At 40.0% G+C, this 17,694-nt stretch carries 12 protein-coding genes; 7 read left to right on the plus strand and 5 right to left on the minus strand.

Annotation, left to right across the window (positions count from 1 at the left end; all coding sequences use genetic code 11):
* Window positions 1–19 precede the first annotated feature (19 nt).
* From QX565_RS09470 to QX565_RS09485, 4 genes are all read left to right on the plus strand, one after another.
* Complete coding sequence (locus QX565_RS09470; protein ID WP_289292638.1) at window positions 20–1,705, plus strand: RagB/SusD family nutrient uptake outer membrane protein; 1,686 nt, start codon at window positions 20–22, stop codon at window positions 1,703–1,705.
* A gap of 89 nt (window positions 1,706–1,794) precedes the next feature.
* Window positions 1,795–2,607 (plus strand): DUF6383 domain-containing protein, encoded by an 813-nt coding sequence (locus QX565_RS09475; protein ID WP_195348993.1) that lies wholly within the window; start codon window positions 1,795–1,797, stop codon window positions 2,605–2,607.
* Between the two features lie 75 nt (window positions 2,608–2,682).
* Entirely contained in the window at window positions 2,683–5,229 is a 2,547-nt protein-coding gene (locus tag QX565_RS09480) for a right-handed parallel beta-helix repeat-containing protein (protein WP_289292639.1), read from the plus strand.
* Window positions 5,226–8,384: a hypothetical protein gene (locus tag QX565_RS09485; protein ID WP_289292640.1), complete on the plus strand. Its 3,159-nt coding sequence runs from the start codon at window positions 5,226–5,228 to the stop codon at window positions 8,382–8,384. The genes QX565_RS09480 and QX565_RS09485 overlap by 4 nt, the downstream gene beginning before the upstream one ends.
* A 146-nt stretch (window positions 8,385–8,530) precedes the next feature.
* Here the strand turns inward: QX565_RS09485 and QX565_RS09490 are convergent, their stop codons facing one another.
* Complete coding sequence (locus QX565_RS09490) at window positions 8,531–10,432, minus strand: DEAD/DEAH box helicase (protein WP_044094812.1); 1,902 nt, start codon at window positions 10,430–10,432, stop codon at window positions 8,531–8,533.
* Between the two features lie 156 nt (window positions 10,433–10,588).
* Here QX565_RS09490 and QX565_RS09495 point away from each other — a divergent pair, with 156 nt between their 5' ends.
* Window positions 10,589–12,022, plus strand: a complete 1,434-nt coding sequence (locus QX565_RS09495) for an MBOAT family O-acyltransferase (RefSeq protein WP_289292641.1) — start codon at window positions 10,589–10,591, stop codon at window positions 12,020–12,022.
* Window positions 12,023–12,033: 11 nt separating this feature from the next.
* Entirely contained in the window at window positions 12,034–13,062 is a 1,029-nt protein-coding gene (locus QX565_RS09500) for a hypothetical protein (protein WP_289292642.1), read from the plus strand.
* 2 nt (window positions 13,063–13,064) lie between these two features.
* On the opposite strand, the gene QX565_RS09505 is transcribed toward QX565_RS09500, so the two are convergent.
* The 4 genes from QX565_RS09505 to QX565_RS09520 form a co-directional block, all read right to left on the minus strand.
* Complete coding sequence (locus QX565_RS09505) at window positions 13,065–14,123, minus strand: tyrosine-protein phosphatase (RefSeq protein ID WP_195661223.1); 1,059 nt, start codon at window positions 14,121–14,123, stop codon at window positions 13,065–13,067.
* Between the two features lie 155 nt (window positions 14,124–14,278).
* Window positions 14,279–15,205, minus strand: coding sequence for a carbohydrate kinase family protein (locus QX565_RS09510; RefSeq protein ID WP_007483268.1), 927 nt, complete (start codon window positions 15,203–15,205; stop codon window positions 14,279–14,281).
* A complete protein-coding gene (locus tag QX565_RS09515) occupies window positions 15,193–15,798 on the minus strand; it encodes an SIS domain-containing protein (RefSeq protein WP_002558620.1) in 606 nt (201 codons plus the stop codon). Before QX565_RS09515 ends, QX565_RS09510 begins: the two co-directional genes overlap by 13 nt.
* Entirely contained in the window at window positions 15,795–16,331 is a 537-nt protein-coding gene (locus tag QX565_RS09520) for an LOG family protein (RefSeq protein WP_025866549.1), read from the minus strand. The genes QX565_RS09515 and QX565_RS09520 overlap by 4 nt, the downstream gene beginning before the upstream one ends.
* 101 nt (window positions 16,332–16,432) lie before the next feature.
* On the opposite strand from QX565_RS09520, the gene QX565_RS09525 reads away from it, so the two are divergent.
* Window positions 16,433–17,668, plus strand: a complete 1,236-nt coding sequence (locus QX565_RS09525; protein WP_007483273.1) for a M16 family metallopeptidase — start codon at window positions 16,433–16,435, stop codon at window positions 17,666–17,668.
* Window positions 17,669–17,694: the final 26 nt, after the last annotated feature.

The following is a 17,694-nucleotide window of genomic DNA, read 5'->3' on the forward strand; positions in this document are numbered from 1 at the left end:
AACGATTATGGATAAATATATGAAACATGTCAGATATGCCGGTATTTTGCTAATGGCATTCATGGGTTTCTCGTCTTGTGGTGATGATTTCCTGGAAGTAATACCTAAAGATCAGGTTGCAGCTTCAACAATATTCAGCAATGAGACTTCTGCGGATCTGGCACTCTATGATGTATACAAAGAGTTACCGGATATGGAAGGATGGGGTAATGAAGAATCTTATTATTCTTATGATTCATTTGAACATTGGAGCGATAATGCAGTATGCAAATTTGACTGGGCTGTTACATATCGTGATTTGCAGACACGCTCAATGACTGCTGACCAATACAATCCCGGTTGGTATAACCATGGTTACCCGGCACTGCCTTTTGTTTATGATAAGGTATTCAAATTTGTACGAAAGGCAAATTTCTTTATAGAGAATGTAGCGCTTTATAAATCCAACTTCTCAGAAGAATGGATAAAGACAAGAGTAGCGGAGGCCCGTTTTTTAAGAGCGTTTTACTATCATGAAATGTGGATGGCTTATGGTGGATTGCCTATAATTACCCGTACCTTAAACCTATCGGAGCAAGGTGATAACATATTTTATCCCCGCTCTACATTTGAGCAGACCGGGAAATTCATAATTCAGGAACTGAAAGAAATAGCGAATGATCTTCCTGACGAAATAAGTAAAGGACGTGCTACACGTGCGGCTGCATTGACCCTGAAAGCCTGGTGCGAATTATTTATGAATAACTATTCGGACGCAGCAGCTACCTGTCAGCAGATAATTGGTGGAGTACATAGTTTGTTTACAGCTACAGGTGCCACCAGTTATAATGACCAATTCATGGAAGATAATAATAATAATTGTGAGTCTATTTTTGCCTATCAACATGATAAAAAGACGAAGACAGGTTTGCGTACAAAGTATTTTGGCCCGGCGGGAGAATTTGGAGCGTGGGGTGCAATGTGTCCGTCACAAAGTCTGGTTGATGATTATTTGATGAAGGATGGTCTTCCGAAAGAAGATAGCCCTTTATGGAACCCGAAGAAGCCATATGATAATCGTGAACCTCGTTTCTATCAATCTGTCATATATAACGGGGCAGAATTTGCAGGAAAAGTATATGATCAGGTAAATCAGAAAGATCTTTATGATCCTTCCCGTGAATATCGTTCCGGTTATTTTCGATGTAAAGGCATTAATCCTGACCTGACAACAGCCGATTTTGAGGTAAATGCTGATGGGGCTAATTTTGCTTATTTTCGCTATGCAGAAGTTTTATTAATGTACGCCGAAGCAAAGATTGAGCAAAATCAGATAGACGATCAGGTTTTGAAAGCTATTAATGATGTGAGGGTGAGAAGCGGAATACCAACTTTGCAGGATACTTATGACAAAACCTCGTTTGAACAGAATGAACTGAGAGACATTCTTCGTCGTGAACGCCGGATTGAGTTTGCTTTTGAGTGTAAGCGTTATTGGGATCTTATCCGTTGGAGAACTGCTGAAATCGTTTTAAACGAGCCATATTATGGCATGACCGTCAATGCGGCAGGAGAGTATGAACCTGTATTTCTCAAAGCTTCTGCCTTCCACAAAGATCGTAGTTATCTCTTTCCAATTTATACACCGTGGCTACAGATAAATCATAGAATGCTCGAACAGAATGATGGTGTAGAATTCTTTGATGGCCAAAATCCGGGATACTGATCGAATAAATAAAAAACGGTAGTCTGCTTATTCTGGCAGACTACTATAGCCAATTGATAAATTGTTTAATTAAAAAAATTACTATGATTATGAAAAAGATTATTACTTCTGTTATTGCTTTATTGGCCTTGACTGGTGCGATGTTTGCTCAGACTGGCGAACGTCTGATTCTGGAGAAAGGCAAAACTTATACATTTTGTGTAAGGGGCGAGGAAAATTTAGTTTTAGCTCATTATGGAGAAGAACCGGCTTTTATAGTGGAACCTTACGAGGAAGGTAATCCAAATCAGTTGATGGCAGTTGCATATTACGTGGACGATACAGAAGGATACACTAATTTATACAATGTTGGCACCGGTTATACCTGGAGTGATAAAGGTACTGCTGTACCCGCGGCCAAGGGACAGGATGGTGAATGGATAAGAGAGACCTGGCAAGCCTGGGATCTGGAATTGGATGAAGATGGATATATTCGTATTGTACATTTCTTGGAACGTTGGGGGTGGGCTGCAACCTACGAACCTCAGTATTTAGGTGTTATCATGATGTTGTCAGGAGATGAATTAGCGCCATTACTATATAGCAGGGTGTCTTCTCCGGGAGTGAGGGATCATTCTGAATATGAATCATATGCCGATCAGTTTTTTGATTTTAAAGTTAAAGAAATAGGTGTGTTGACTGGCATAAAAGACGCTAATGTTGATAAAATAGCAGTTACAGGAGGTGTTGGTACTATTGATTTGAATAACCTGAATGAGGGTTCTTCCATTATTGTTTGTTCGATAGACGGGAAGCAGGTGAAATCATTAAAAGCGACAGCAGGTGATTGTCATTTTAATATGGCTGAAGGTCTTTATATTGTAAATGTTGATGGCAAGTCTTTTAAGGTAATTGTCAGATAGTTTTTTCAATGATAGGTTGAGATGAGGCTCTGATTTCTCAACCTATCTTTTACGTTTACTAAAAATCCAAGAATTATGAAAATCAAGAAATTACATTGTTGTTGTATCTGCTTCTTTTTTATGTTTGCTGTGTTGAAGGTTTCGGCACAGGCGGTTATCTGGTCGCCTGATTCTCCGGTAAATGTAAAGATATTTATGGAGTCGGAGAAAGAAGCGCAGCTGGCAAATGGGAATGAATTATTAAAAACCTTAAGGTCATATGTGAGTAAACCCAATGAAGAGAAGGTATTGGTAGTGGATGCTGATTGCCGGTTCAGCGGTTCCGGATCTTTTAGTCTGACTCGTCTGTGCAAGACAAAAATTGTTGGAGCAGAAGGAAAGAATGTGACTTTTTGGTTTGATGCACCTCATATTTATGGCGTTCAGTTGAATAACTGTGAGAATATTACATTTGAAAACATAACTTTTGATTGTGATCCGGTTCCTTTTACGCAAGGAAAGGTAATAGCTAAGAATAGTAATAGTTCTTTGCTTCTGGAGCCAATGAAAGGATATGAAACGTTGATCAGCAATCCTAACGGTACTTTTATAATCTTTGATCCTAATGGGGACTTTAAGTTACATGGACACCGTACATGCACTATCAGTCAAAATGGTGATAAGACACTCTCTTTGACAAACGGAAATTTTGATATCGTAGAAGTAGGAGATTATATATCGATGCCATCGCGTACAGGTAGCATGCTTTCACTCTCGGGATGTAAGAAGATCATTTTCAATGATGTCAGGGTATATGCTTCGGGCGGTATGTGTTGTGTAGCCAGTGGTGGAGAAGGTGGGCATGAGTTTCATCACTTTATTGCCACAAGGCGTCCCGGTACCAATCGTTTGTATGCTTTTGGTGCAGATGGATTTCATATGAATGAATTGGCAAACGGACCTGTTATTGAAGATTCAGAGATGTCGTATACGGCAGATGATTTAATAAATATACACGGTCGTTTTGGTTGGGTATGTTCGCGAAATAATAATAGTAAGACTCATTTGAGGATATTGTGTTCTGCGGGAGCTATCAAAGTGGGACAGGAAATTGATTTCTGGGACAATGTGACTCAACAATATAGGGGAAAAGCGACGGTTGAGAGTCTGACGCGTGTGTCGAATGCAACAGAGATAGCTGAGGCAAAGAAAGATGTGATACAATATCTGGATGGAAGTATTTATGACATTGTTTTGAGTAATGAGGTAGAGGCAGACAAGGCATCGTTAATAGAACATCATGCCAATGTCTGTTCCGGATTCGTAGTTCGTAATTGTAAGCTACATGATACCTTCAATAGAGGATTTCTTATCAATGGAGCCAGTGATGGTATTATCGAGAATAACATTGTTCAGAATGTAGGTTCAGGACAAAGTTTTCATATGGAAACCTGGATATATGGTGAAGGACAATATATTAATAATCTGATTGTCAGGAATAATACATTCAAAAAGGCCGGGGCTCTTTGGTTCAGCACAGTACCTCCGGGGGGAAACTCTTTTTATGGAGCTTTTCGTTCTACTCCTATGCGTAATATCCAGTTAATAGGCAATCATATTGAATTGAGTGAAGGAGAAATAGCCGGTATTACCACTACCTACATTGATGGATTGAAAATTATCGATAATACAGTTGTCAGAAGTCTTTCTGATCAGGATTGGAAGAATGAAGATAATGTTCAGTTTGTGGAAGGGTATGGCAAGAGCATTGAAAGTGCTATCTTTACTACAGCCTGCAAGAATGTTGAAATAAGCGGAAATCAGATAGATGAATTAGTAGACAACTCTGCTCAGAAAATAGCCTATGGAACGCAGGTAGAAAACATTACGATAGATGGTATTAAACAACCGAATTCTGTTGCAGATGTACTTTCCGGGTGGTTTTTCAATGGAGAGCAAGAGGATCAGGGATGGTCATATGGATATGCAGATGGAAATATTGTTCGTGCCGGACAATATAAGACATCAGATTTCATTCCGCTGCCTTACTATACCGGAACATCGTGGCGTCTGGCTAAAGATTTGTATAGTCCTGTTGTGTCAAAACAGACAGCAACTCCGGGTAGTGAACGCTCAGCTGTAATTCGTTGGAAAAGTACAGTAAACGGACGCTTGAAAATGGTTGGAAAGATTGTACCTAAATTAGCTTCCTCGGGTGATAAGGTTAATTGTTTGATCTATGTGGATGGGGTAGAGAAGTCAAAGTTTGATACAGCTGATGGGGTTATAGCAATTGATCTTGATTTGGGTATGGTAAAGGAAGGTAGCTTGATCGATTTTGTTATTGACTCTAAGGGGAATGCGTCTAATGATCAGACTACTTTTAATTATAAATTCTTATCCGATAATGCACCTGTTGGAGTAGAGGATGAGTCAATGATTCTTATTCCTGATTTTCGTATATATGAAGGTGTTTTATATATAGATAAAATGATTGGTGATTCGATAAGGTTATCTGTTTATCAGGTGGATGGTTCTGTTATCATTGATAAAGATATTTATACTACTCCTTACCAATTGCCTCTTGAAGCAGGGATGTATTTAGTGAGAGTTAATAATCACATTAAGAAAGTAATAATATGACTATGAGGAATACCCATTATTTTTTTGAAATACTGTTTACCCTGTTCCTGACCGGCACATTTAGTTCCTATGCCCAGTCTTCATGTTATAAAACCGAATATGGGGTTGAAAACGAATGGATTACCGGTCACAATATTGACCGTTATAACAACCGCCCGCTTTATATAAACAATACGAATGCTTTTGTCTTAACAGGTGATAAACCATTAATGCGGTTGGCTAAGGATAGCAAATTGTATGGAACTTTGGTTATGACGGTAGAACGGGAGGGTATTAAGAAAGCAATCTGTGATTTTGATACTATCAACTCTTTTTATGCTATGGGACAGATGAAGTGGGAACTGGCAGATGAGAGCATAAAAGGAGGAAAGATTACTATCACTGTACTACCGATATCTTCCGGTATAGGTATGGCGTTGGCTATTAAGACTTCCGGATTGCTTCCCTCTGACAAATTGAACTGGGATTTTAGAGGTGAGAAGATATATGAAGGACAACACCTGTCGTGGATATTTGATGTAATGGGGCAACCTGAATTGCTAAGCTGGGGCGTTGAGGAAGATGAGGAAATAATAGTAAGCGGAGATTTGGTTCTTGGTAATGTGGAGCAATATCTGGTTTTAAAAGCAGATGAGAACGGTACTATCATTCAAATGAACAATGCTGAAAAGGAATTTCTAAGTGGCAGTAAAAAGTTGCAAACGATTTGTGGACGACTTAAGATTAAGACTCCGGACCCTTATTTAAACGCACTTGCACAGTCTTCTGTCAGATCAGTGGATGGTACATGGTATCCCCCTGTATTTGTACATGGATGTATGCAGTGGAACAGGCCCTTTCCCGGGTGGCGTTCTATATTTGGTGGTACAATGTATGGATGGCACGAAAGAGTGAAGGAAGAAGCTAAATATTATATTGATTCTCAGGTGACTAAATCTGATAAGATACTTCCTAAGGCTGATCCTTCTTTACTCTTAACCGGACAACATCCTGATTCAAGATTTTATGGAGTAGGGAGAATAGAGCAAGACCAGAGCTTCTATAATATGCAGTCGCAATTTTTTGATCAACTAATAGAAGAGTACCGATGGACGAATGATTCTGCCTTAATTTCTTTTTTGCGTCCGGCTCTTGAATTGCATCTCCAATGGCAGGAAGAATGTTTTGATCCGGATGGAGATGGAGTGTATGAAAGTTATTTGAATTCGTGGCCTACGGATTCCCAGTGGTACAATGGGGGAGGGTCTGCCGAAGAGACTTCTTATGCTTACCGGGGACATTTGGCGGCACGTGATATGGCCTTACAAGCCAAAGATAATTCTTCGGCCCAATATCATGACAAGATGTTGAAAAGAATAAAAGATGGATTTCAAAAAAAGTTATGGATCAGGGGAAAAGGGCATTCCGGAGCTTATAGAGAGCAAGGAGGGCATGAAAGATTACATGAAAATCCGTGGCTATATTCTATTTTTCTTCCTGTTGATGCCGGATTAACATCTCCTCTTCAAAACCTGGAATCAGTTTACTATTCGGAATGGGCATTACAGAATGATAAAATGCCGGGTGGTGGGCGACAGGTCTGGAATTCGAACTGGCTTCCGGGTATATGGTCTGTACGTGAAAGATGGCCGGGAGATAACTACCATCTTGCTTTGAGTTATTTTCAGGCAGGATTACCCGGCGATGGGTGGGATATAATGAAAGGAACTTTCATGCATAGCGCTTTTGACCATACAGTTCCCGGTAATCTTGGAGCGATTCAAGGGGGAATTGATTTTGGAGATTGTGTTCATACATTTACGCGTACTTTGGTAAGTGGACTTTTCGGATACCGTCCGGACTATCCTAACAATCGTGTTGTTTTTGCTCCTCAGTTTCCTCCTGAATGGGATATGGCATCTATTAGCCTGCCGGACTTTGGGGTATCGTTTACTGCTAAAGGAAATCAACTGAACTATAGCCTGGAACTAAAGTCCAAAGCTGATATGGAACTGTTATTACCGGTTAATAGCAGTAATATCAGTGGAGTTAGCATTAATGGTGCAAATACAAAATGGGAAGTGTTCCCCGGAATAGGATGCAGTATTGTAAAGTTACAGTGTCGTCATTCAGATAAAGTCGATGTTGTTATTACTTTGGAAGATAGAGCTGTTTACGTACCAGTAGAAACACGGGAATTAAATGCCGGTCAAAAGAACATATTTAAGTTAGAAGATGTACAGATTAAGGATATCTTTGATCCCCAGGGTGTATTTGAAACTATCCGGATAAATAAGGGGACTTTTGTTACAAAAATAGCCTTCAATGAGGGGTATCATACAGTTGTTGCTTCTATCAAGAAAGGAAAATTGCCGCAATGGAGAGTATTTCGTATAAAGGTGAATGATCCTGATAAAGATCGGGAACGGGCCAATCTGTCTGTTGATGAGATTCCTGATACGGCAAGTTGGAAAACTTATGATATTTCGGCTTATTATAATGCAGACGTTCGAACAGTTTATCAACAGGAGTATCTTTCTCCAAGACCTAATACTGTGTCGGCCCGTCTGGGTACTGATGGATATTCTCCATGGACGTTTCCGTACTGGCAATGTTCGCCTCCTGCTATCAGTTTTGATAAAGTTGTTCATTTGAAGACTGAAAAGAATGAATTATTGACAACTCAGGGAGTACCTTTTTGTTGGAACACAAACAGTAGCAATATATTATTTACTTCTTTGTGGGATAACTATCCTGCACAAAAGAGTATATCAGTTGGGAATGCCGGAGAGGCCTTGTACTTTTTAGTTTGTGGGACTACTAATGTGATGCAATGTCAGATTGCTAATGCTGTAATTTATATTAATTATGCGGATGGGGGAAGAGATTCACTCGAATTGATTCCTCCGGTTAACTATTGGAATCTAAGTGTTATTAACCCTAATACTTCAATTCCCGGTCAGGGAGTTCGCTCTTACTATACAGCAGAAATGGATCGTTTTTGTTTGCCGGAGAAGATGCCACAAATAGTAGAACTTGGTGAGAATTGTACAGCTATGTTGTTAAATAGAAGATTGCGCAAGGGTGTTGAAGTAGAAAGTATATCGCTGGAAACTTTATCGCAGGAAGTAGTGGTAGGATTAATGGCTGTGACAATGATGAATCCGGATAAGTGAGAAACGGTTTGCCTGAATGTGGATGATTACTTTTCAAAGAGAATTCTTTTCTGCATTTGGCTATCCAATTGTGTAAATAACAAACTCCGGGATTCAGGTTTTATACTTGAATCCCGGAGTAATATGAAACAGGGACATGCCCCTATTTATTTTTTCTTTTTTCTACGTGCCCATCCTTCTTCACTAAAATCCGATTTTTCATCTTTAAAGAACTGCTGCCAGTCGTCTTTTTTACCGCGTGCATTACTGTATCCACGTTCCTCCCGGCTTGGCTTTTGTTTTTTGCTGTCAGTAGAAGCTGAAGTTGCTCTGGCCGGTTTGTCTTTGCGTGGTTTTGTTGATGCAGATGACTTTGCATCTCTGCCGTTATCTTTGTATCTGCCACTGTTTTTACGCCCTTCTCCGCCTTCTTCTCCGGCTATTTCGACTGAAACCCTACGTCCATTCCAGTTTGTGCGATTCAGCGCTTTTATAACACTTTGTGCCTCTTTTTCATCTACCTCAAAGAATGAGAAGTTCTTCATCAGATCAATACGTCCCAGTTCGATGCGTCCGCGAGTATTGCTATTCAGCAGGTTGATAAGTTCGTTCGGGAAAAAGTTGTCCATTTTACCCAGATTGATGAATAAACGGGTGAATCCCGGTGCTGCTGTACGGCTACCGCCATTATCACGGCTTCCGCGTCCTTCGGTGCGCGTGCCACGTTCGCCACGGCTATCGGTTGCAGTTTGTATTTCTTCGCGGTCACGATAGTATTCAAGGAAACGGTTGAATTCCATAGATACCATGCGTTTGATAACGTCTTCTTTACTCAACCATTCCAGCTTACGGTAGATTTCGGGCATGAAGTCCGCTATCTCTTCCTCATTAACCTTTACTTTTTCAATATCGTCAATTACCTTGATGAGCTGTTTCTCACAGATCTGCTTGCCTGTGGGGACTTGCTCCATAATGAACTTTTTGCCAATGATACGCTCTATCTCACGCATTTTCCCTTTCTCGCGCATGTTAACAATAGCGATAGAGATACCTGTTTTTCCCGCACGTCCGGTACGTCCGCTGCGGTGCGTATAGCTTTCCGTATCATCCGGCAGGCCGTAATTGATGACGTGGGTTAAGTCGTTTACATCCAGTCCGCGTGCAGCTACGTCTGTAGCGACTAATATTTGTATATTGCGTAAACGGAATTTCTGCATAACGGCGTCACGCTGTGCCTGAGAGAGTTCTCCATGCAATGAATCGGCGTTATAGCCTTCCTGCATTAACTTGTCGGCAATTTCCTGCGTCTCTTTACGGGTACGGCAGAAAACGATACCATATATCTGCGGACAGTAATCTGCTACACGTTTGAGTACGGCATATTTATCTTTCGCCTGAACCATATATGCAATATGCTTCACGCTATTTGTACTTTCGTTTTTACGTCCAATGGTGATTTCTTTGGCGTCGCGCAAATAGTTCTTAGAAATACGTGCTATTTCCGGACTCATAGTAGCTGAGAAAAGCAACGTATTACGTTCTTGCGGAACGTCTGCCAGAATAGCGTTAATACTGTCTGTGAATCCCATATTCAGCATCTCATCAGCTTCGTCCATTACAACATTGCTGATAGTAGAGAGGGAAACGGTTTTGCGTTCCATCAGATCGAGCAAACGACCTGGAGTAGCTACTATGATGTGTACACCACGTTTCAGACTACGTATCTGGCTATCTATAGATGATCCACCATATACGGGCAGTACTTTTAATCCGTCGATGTATTTGGAATAATCATTTAAATCACCTGCTATCTGCAAGCAAAGCTCCCGTGTAGGGCAAAGGATAAGCGATTGAGGAACACGGTTTTTTACATTAATCTGTTGTATCAGCGGCAGACCAAATGCGGCTGTCTTCCCAGTTCCTGTTTGAGCAAGAGCTACTACATCATTATTTTCTCCTAAAAGGTACGGAATCACTTCCTCTTGTACCGGCATGGGATTCTCGTATCCCATTTCTTCGACTGCTCTACGTATCTCCGGAGAAACGCCAAGCTCTTCAAATGTCTTCATTAAATCTCTGTATATCTTTATATTCGGGCGCAAATATACGTAAAATTAGTGGAAACTAATTCTTTTGACTATAGCATTGTTTGTTTTTTATTTAATTTTGCATACTTATAAAGGTATATTACCGTTATTAGTGCATTACAGCGTAATCTGAGAGAAATGTTATTTAACTCTTTTGAATTTTTAATTTTCCTGCCGGTTGTTTTTCTACTTTATTGGTTTGTATTTAAATCGTTAAAGTGGCAAAACCTGTTTATTGTTGCAGTCAGTTATTTGTTTTATGGATGGTGGGATGCGCGTTTTCTGATTCTTATCGCATTTACAACCTTTTGTAGTTTTGGAAGTGGCATTTTGCTTGAAAAAAAAGAAGGAGACCGCAACTTACAGAAATGGATAAGTGTCGCTAATATATTGTTGAATCTGCTAATTCTTGCAATATTTAAGTATTACAATTTCTTCGCAGAGAATCTTACACAACTATTTCTTACTTTTGGATTACAACTGGATTGGGTAACACTAGATATTCTTTTGCCGGTGGGTATCAGTTTTTATACTTTTCAGGCATTAAGTTATACGATTGATGTATATCAGCATAAAATGAAACCAACACATGATATTGTTGCTTTCTTTGCTTTCATTAGCTTCTTTCCTCAGTTGGTGGCAGGTCCTATCGAAAGGGCTACTCATCTTCTGCCTCAGTTCCTGAGATCGCGTAGTTTTGATTATGCTAAAGCTACGGATGGGATGCGACAAATATTATGGGGACTATTTAAGAAGTTGGTGATTGCTGATAATTGTGCGGTTGCTGTCAATCAGATTTTTGAAAATTACTATCAATATGATGGTTTGACTCTTTTTTATGGAGCAGTACTTTTTACTTTTCAGATTTATGGAGATTTCTCCGGTTATTCTGATATCGCAATAGGTACGGCTCGCCTGTTTGGTATTAATCTAATGAGGAACTTTAATTTTCCTTATTTCTCACGGGATATTGCGGAGTTTTGGCGACGTTGGCATATTTCTCTGACTACGTGGTTTCGTGATTATATTTATATTCCCTTGGGAGGAAGTCGGGGAGGAAAATGGCAAAGCTTCCGTAATACAGTGGTTATTTTTCTGGTTAGTGGCCTGTGGCATGGAGCTAACTGGACTTTTATCTGTTGGGGGGCTTTTCATGCTTTACTATTCTTACCTTTATTGCTGCTGGGCAGGAATCGTAGATTTACGGATGTTGTAGCTAAGGGTAAGAAACTTCCTAGGTTACGAGAGACAATCCAGATGATATGTACATTCATTTTGGTTGTGTTGGGCTGGATTATTTTCCGTTCCAGGACAATATACGATGCCTGGCAGTATATTGTTCGTATGATAACTAATGGGCATTTTGGAATCCCTCAACAAGGAAAGATGGCATGTATGTTTATTGCGGTGTTGATACTTGTAGAATGGATTCAGAGAGATAAGCAACACGCTTTGCAATTGGATGGGCAGATAAAGTCTCCTTTGCTCAGATATGCTATTTACTATGCGATCATTTCAGTATTGTTTTGGCAGGCAGGTCAAAGCACTCAGTTTATCTATTTTCAGTTTTAAGAGATATTGGTATGACAAGGAGCGGTATTAGAAAGTTTATATATAAGACGTTGCTGATGGCAATTCCGTTTGTACTATTGTTAGTGCTATATTTTGCCTTGGATGTTTTTAAAGTTATCTATGATTACGATGCATTCTATGCTGAAGATGAAAAGCCCGGTGTCGGTTTAAATGCCGGGTATATAAGTACAACTACCTTTGAAAAACGGCATGTTGCTCTTCATTATGATTCTTTTGTTTTCGGGAATTCAAGAAGTATGTACTACGAGATAGCCGATTGGAGAGAGTATCTGCCGGATAGTAGTAGTTGCTTTCATTTTGATGCGTCTTTGGAGTCATTGTATGCATTGTATAAAAAAGTGATGTATATAGACAAAAGTGGAAATAGTATTCATAATGCTTTACTAATACTTGATAAGTCAATTCTTGAACAAGATAAAAGTAAAGATGGACATCTGTATTGTATTGCCCCTCAGTTGGAGAATTATACGAATATTTTTGGTTTTCATTGTTCATTTATTAAAGCTTTCTTTAGTCCAAAGTTTCTGTATGCTTTAGCCGATTTTAAACTGAGTGGTAAAGTGAAGAAGTATATGGCAGAGAGTTATTTACTTTCAGATGAGCGATTCCGATATGACAAGAATACTAACGAGGCTAAATCTGTGGAGTTTGAACGAGAGATAGCTGATGGTACTTTTTATAATGAAAAGAAAATGAAGGTGTTTGAGGATAAAAGTTTTCCTGATTCTGTGTCACGACCTGTCATAGTGATTAAGCAACGGGAAATGCTGGAAGAAATGGTGCAAATTTTTAAAAAACATCACACTGATTATAAGATCGTGATAAATCCTTTATTTGATCAGATAAAATTGAATCCTCAGGATCTGGGCATTCTCAGGGAAATATTTGGAAAGGAAAACGTTTTTGATTTTTCGGGAACAAATGAAATTACAGTTGATTACCATAATTATTACGAGGACTCGCATTATCGTCCACACGTTGCCAGAAGTATATTGAAGAGGATATATACCTCTCATTAGTATTATTCCAGCAAAATACTTTGTAATTGCTCGATGTCCTTAGTGGTGAGATCGAGTCCCTTTTCAAGGTAAGTCGGCACATCTCCATATGTCCGCTCTATTTCCTCTTTGGCAGCATTCAGAAAATCCTCTTTTGCCGTATAAACGGTAGTGATGGCTTCCTGCGAATTTACCGGAAGTTTGTAGGCATATTTAGAGGCTTTGGGTATATTAAAATAATCGTTACTCAGACGATAATCCTGCATTATGATATCTTCGTTTACACCCAGAGCGGCAAGAATGATGGCAGAGGAAACACCTGTGCGTCCCTTGCCGGAAGTACAGTGAATGATAATGGGATAATTGCTTTGATCTTGCAAAATGCTGAAAAGCTTTTTATACTCATTACGATAATCTATTGCCAGTTTACGATTCATTTGCTCTACGATACGGTTGATGGTATCACCCTTGATTTTTCCCTCTTGTATGCCTTGTAACACCTTTTCCATGTTACCTGTTGCAATGGGAATGTAAATGACATTGAAGCCTTTTTGAATCTGCGGATAGTTATTACGTTCTTCGGGAGTACGAAAATCGATAATGGTTTTTATTCCTATATTTCTTAGTTCCCTGAGTGCAGCACAACCGAGGCTGTCAATCTGTGCCGAGCGATAGAGCATCCCCCAACGAACGTTTTTTCCTGTGGCAGAGGATTTATATCCACCCAGATCGCGGAAGTTTTGTATACCGGGGATATTCACATTTCGGGTCGCTATTTTTACACGGTATTTATTGTTAAATACCATCATATAATAATAACGTCTGGAAGGGTCATCTGTGACAATGGTCATTTTACCATCGGAAATGGCGGCAGCGGCAATTGGGAGTGTTTCCGGTATCATTTCCGGATTGGTAGACGCGTATACTTTCACCTGCCCCTGGATAAGAGGGGCCGTTTCCCACTTAATGATACAGTTTCCTACATTGTTTTCCTCACAAACAACCGAGATATTCGGAGGTGTTTTGGAACATGAAGGGAACAAAAGGAAAATAGCAAGCCAGTTGATCAGGTTCTTATACATAGTATATTGTCTAAAACTCTAATTGCAAAGATATGAATAACTGGCAGACTTTGTTATTACTTTGCTATTATTAGACAAACTACAGAGTTTTTAATACTCACACAGATCCACATGGAGATATCTATACTCGTTCTGGAACGTAGAATATCCGGAACTTATTTCTCAATGAGTTTTTCAGCGAATTCCTTTGAGACTGAATTGTTGAAGCTCTTACAAACCTCTGCAGCAAAAGCTTTGCCATACCCGATGATTTTATCCCATATTTCTTCATTCAGGCCATTCAGGTCGCGATAGCGTACATCATACTTCAGCATACCATAAATAAGTCCGGCGTTGAAGTTGTCTCCAGCTCCGATAGTGCTTACTGCATTCAGCGGTTCTATCGGATAGTCTTTCCGAAAGTTTTTGGTGCGCAGTGCGATTTGTTCTGCTCCTGCCGTACAAATAAAATTAGGGCAGTAGAACTGGATCTTATCTTTGTATATTTTATCTGTATCATTCAGTCCGTACATATAGAAAAAGTCTTCTATTGATCCACGTACAATATCTGCGTACTCCAAATTTTCGATAATGGTAGATGCGAGCTTCATAGCTTCGTTTTTGTGTGAGCTACGGAAGTTGGGATCGTAATATATAATCGCTTTTTTCTCTTTTGCTGTTTCCAGTAACTCCACTATTTTTTCGCGGAGTACAGGATTGAGTGCATAGTAAGAACCGATAACTACGATATCGTCTTCATGTATTTCCGGAAATAATACATCAAGGCGCTGTTTGGGATAATCTTTGTAGAAGATGTATTCTGCATCGTTACGCTCGTTCAGAAAGGCAAGGGATACAGGCGATTTTCCGTCGGGGAAAACGTTTACATGTTCTGTTGGCAACCCATTATCCTGCATGAATTGCAGAATGATGTTACCTACACGATCATTTCCCGTTTCACTGATAAAGCATACATTTATACCCGTACGCCTTAGCGATACGATACCATTGAAGACAGAGCCACCCGGTACGGCAGCCGAGGGCCGATTTCCTTCAAAGATGACATCGAGAATTGTTTCGCCAATACCGATTACTTTACGCATAACTCTCTTGATTTTTCTCCCAGATAACCGCCATGATGACGTTTGGAATATTCTTCAATCGTAAATTGAGTTTTTTTCATGGTTTGTACCACCAGAATGTCTCCAATTACAGTCATTACGGTAGTCGATGTAGTAGGGGTCATTCCCAATGTACATACTTCCGCCGGTTTACCTGTACTGAGGCAGACATCTGACTCATCGGCCAGTGGACTGTCCGGATTACCAGTAATTACAATAAATTTCAATCCGGGATTCAAGTTGTGTGCCAGCTGTGTTAATTCCACAATTTCACGTGTTTTACCTGAGTTGGAAATGAGTAATAGCAAATCATTCTCTTGCAAAATACCCAGGTCGCCATGCTGTGCTTCACTTGGATGTAAAAAAACAGAGGGAATACCGGTAGAACAGAATGTGGTAGCAATGTTCATGGCAATCTGCCCGGCTTTTCCCATGCCACTGGTTACAAGCTTACCCTTTTTGATACAAATTTGTTCTATGATAAGGTCTACAGCCTTTTCATAAGCGTCTGTTACGGGGATATTCAGCACAGCTTGTGCTTCCTTCTGCAAAAGGTCTTTAATGGATTCTATCATATGGTCATTATTTCTTTTAATTCTTCCGGTGTGTGGGCTATGTCATAGTATGTAGAGAACGGATGACGGGCGAACCCTTTACTTTCTATCTCTTTGAGTGCTGCTAATAAGGTGTCGTAAAAACCATTCACATTGTAAAACACCACTTTCTTATGATGATAACCGATGGATGCGGCTGCCATGACGTGGAATATCTCGTCCAATGTACCTACGCCTCCCGGAAGAGCCAGTAATATATCTGATTCTTCTACGATAATGTCTTTACGATCACTGAGGTTATGGGTATGAATAATACGATCCGGCAGCGTGCTGACTTTTCCGTTCTCTTCAAGTTTGGCGGGAACTACACCAATAATGTGTCCACCGTTTGTTTTTACTGCCTGTGCTATACATTCCATAAGTCCGAGACTGGCACCGCCATATATAAGAGTTTTGCCTGTTTCACCTATCCATTTACCTACCCGGACAGCAGCATCGGAATACATTTTGTCAATGTTTTCTGATGCAGAACAGAATATTCCTATCTTTTCCATACACGTTGTCACTGTTATAGTCTACAAATATCTGCAATTTTCTATAAACGACAATAAGTTTTATTGTATTTTTGTAGCATCAATAAAACTTAGTACTGATAATGAAGAATTTACTAACGGAGCAGGTCGAGCATACTCTGTCAAATGGCTTGAGGATTATTTGTAAACCTGTAGTTTCCGATGTGACTTATTGTGGTTTTGCTGTGAATGCCGGTACTCGTGATGAGACTGAAAATGAACAGGGAATGGCTCATTTTGTAGAACATCTTATCTTTAAAGGCACGCAAAAGCGGAAGGCCTGGCATATATTAAACCGTATGGAGGCTGTGGGAGGTGATTTGAATGCCTATACCAATAAAGAAGAGATGGTAGTTTACTCTGCTTTTCTGGCAGATGACCTGTCGCGTGCAGTAGAATTGCTGGTCGATATTGTATTCCGTTCTACTTTTCCGCAGCGTGAGATAGAAAGAGAGACAGAAGTGATCATTGACGAAATACAATCTTATGAAGATAATCCTTCGGAATTGATCTTTGATGACTTTGAAGATATGATATTCCGTGGGCATCCATTGGGGCGTAATATTTTGGGGCGCCCGGAGCTGCTGAGGCAATTCCGGACAGCTGATGCTCTGGCATTTACACAACGACTGTATCAACCCTCTAATATGGTTTTCTTTGTTCAGGGAAAAATTGATTTTAAGAGGTTAGTGAATATGTTGGAAAAACTGATGGCGGATATACCGGCTGGCGAGGTGAAAAATTTGCGTACTCCACCGCCATTATATGTCCCGGAACACCTGGTAATACCGAAAGATACTCACCAAGCTCATGTGATGTTAGGGAGCCGGGGGTATAATGCTTATGATGATAAACGTACCGCTCTCTATCTGCTGAATAATATTTTGGGTGGCCCCGGTATGAATAGTCGTCTGAATGTTGCTTTACGTGAACGCCGTGGGTTGGTATACAATGTAGAATCCAATCTGACTTCTTATACGGATACCGGTGCTTTTTCCATCTACTTTGGTACAGACCTTGAGGATGTGGATACTTGTCTGCGATTGACTTATAAAGAACTAAAGCGGATGCGTGATGTAAAGATGACTTCCTCACAAATTGAAGCTGCCAAAAAACAGTTGATAGGGCAAATCTGTGTAGCTTCGGATAACTTTGAGAACAATGCTTTGGGTATGGCTAAAACTTTCCTGCATTACAATAAGTTTGAGAATCTGGATACAGTCTGTAAACGTATAGAGACATTGACGGCAGATAATCTTCTTGAAGTAGCCAATGAGATGTTTGCAGAGGAATATCTGTCTACGCTGATTTATAAATGATATTATAGCACTTACGGCTTTTCTTC

The organism is Bacteroides sp. 41_26, from assembly GCF_949740115.1.
Taxonomy (GTDB): domain Bacteria; phylum Bacteroidota; class Bacteroidia; order Bacteroidales; family Bacteroidaceae; genus Bacteroides; species Bacteroides nordii.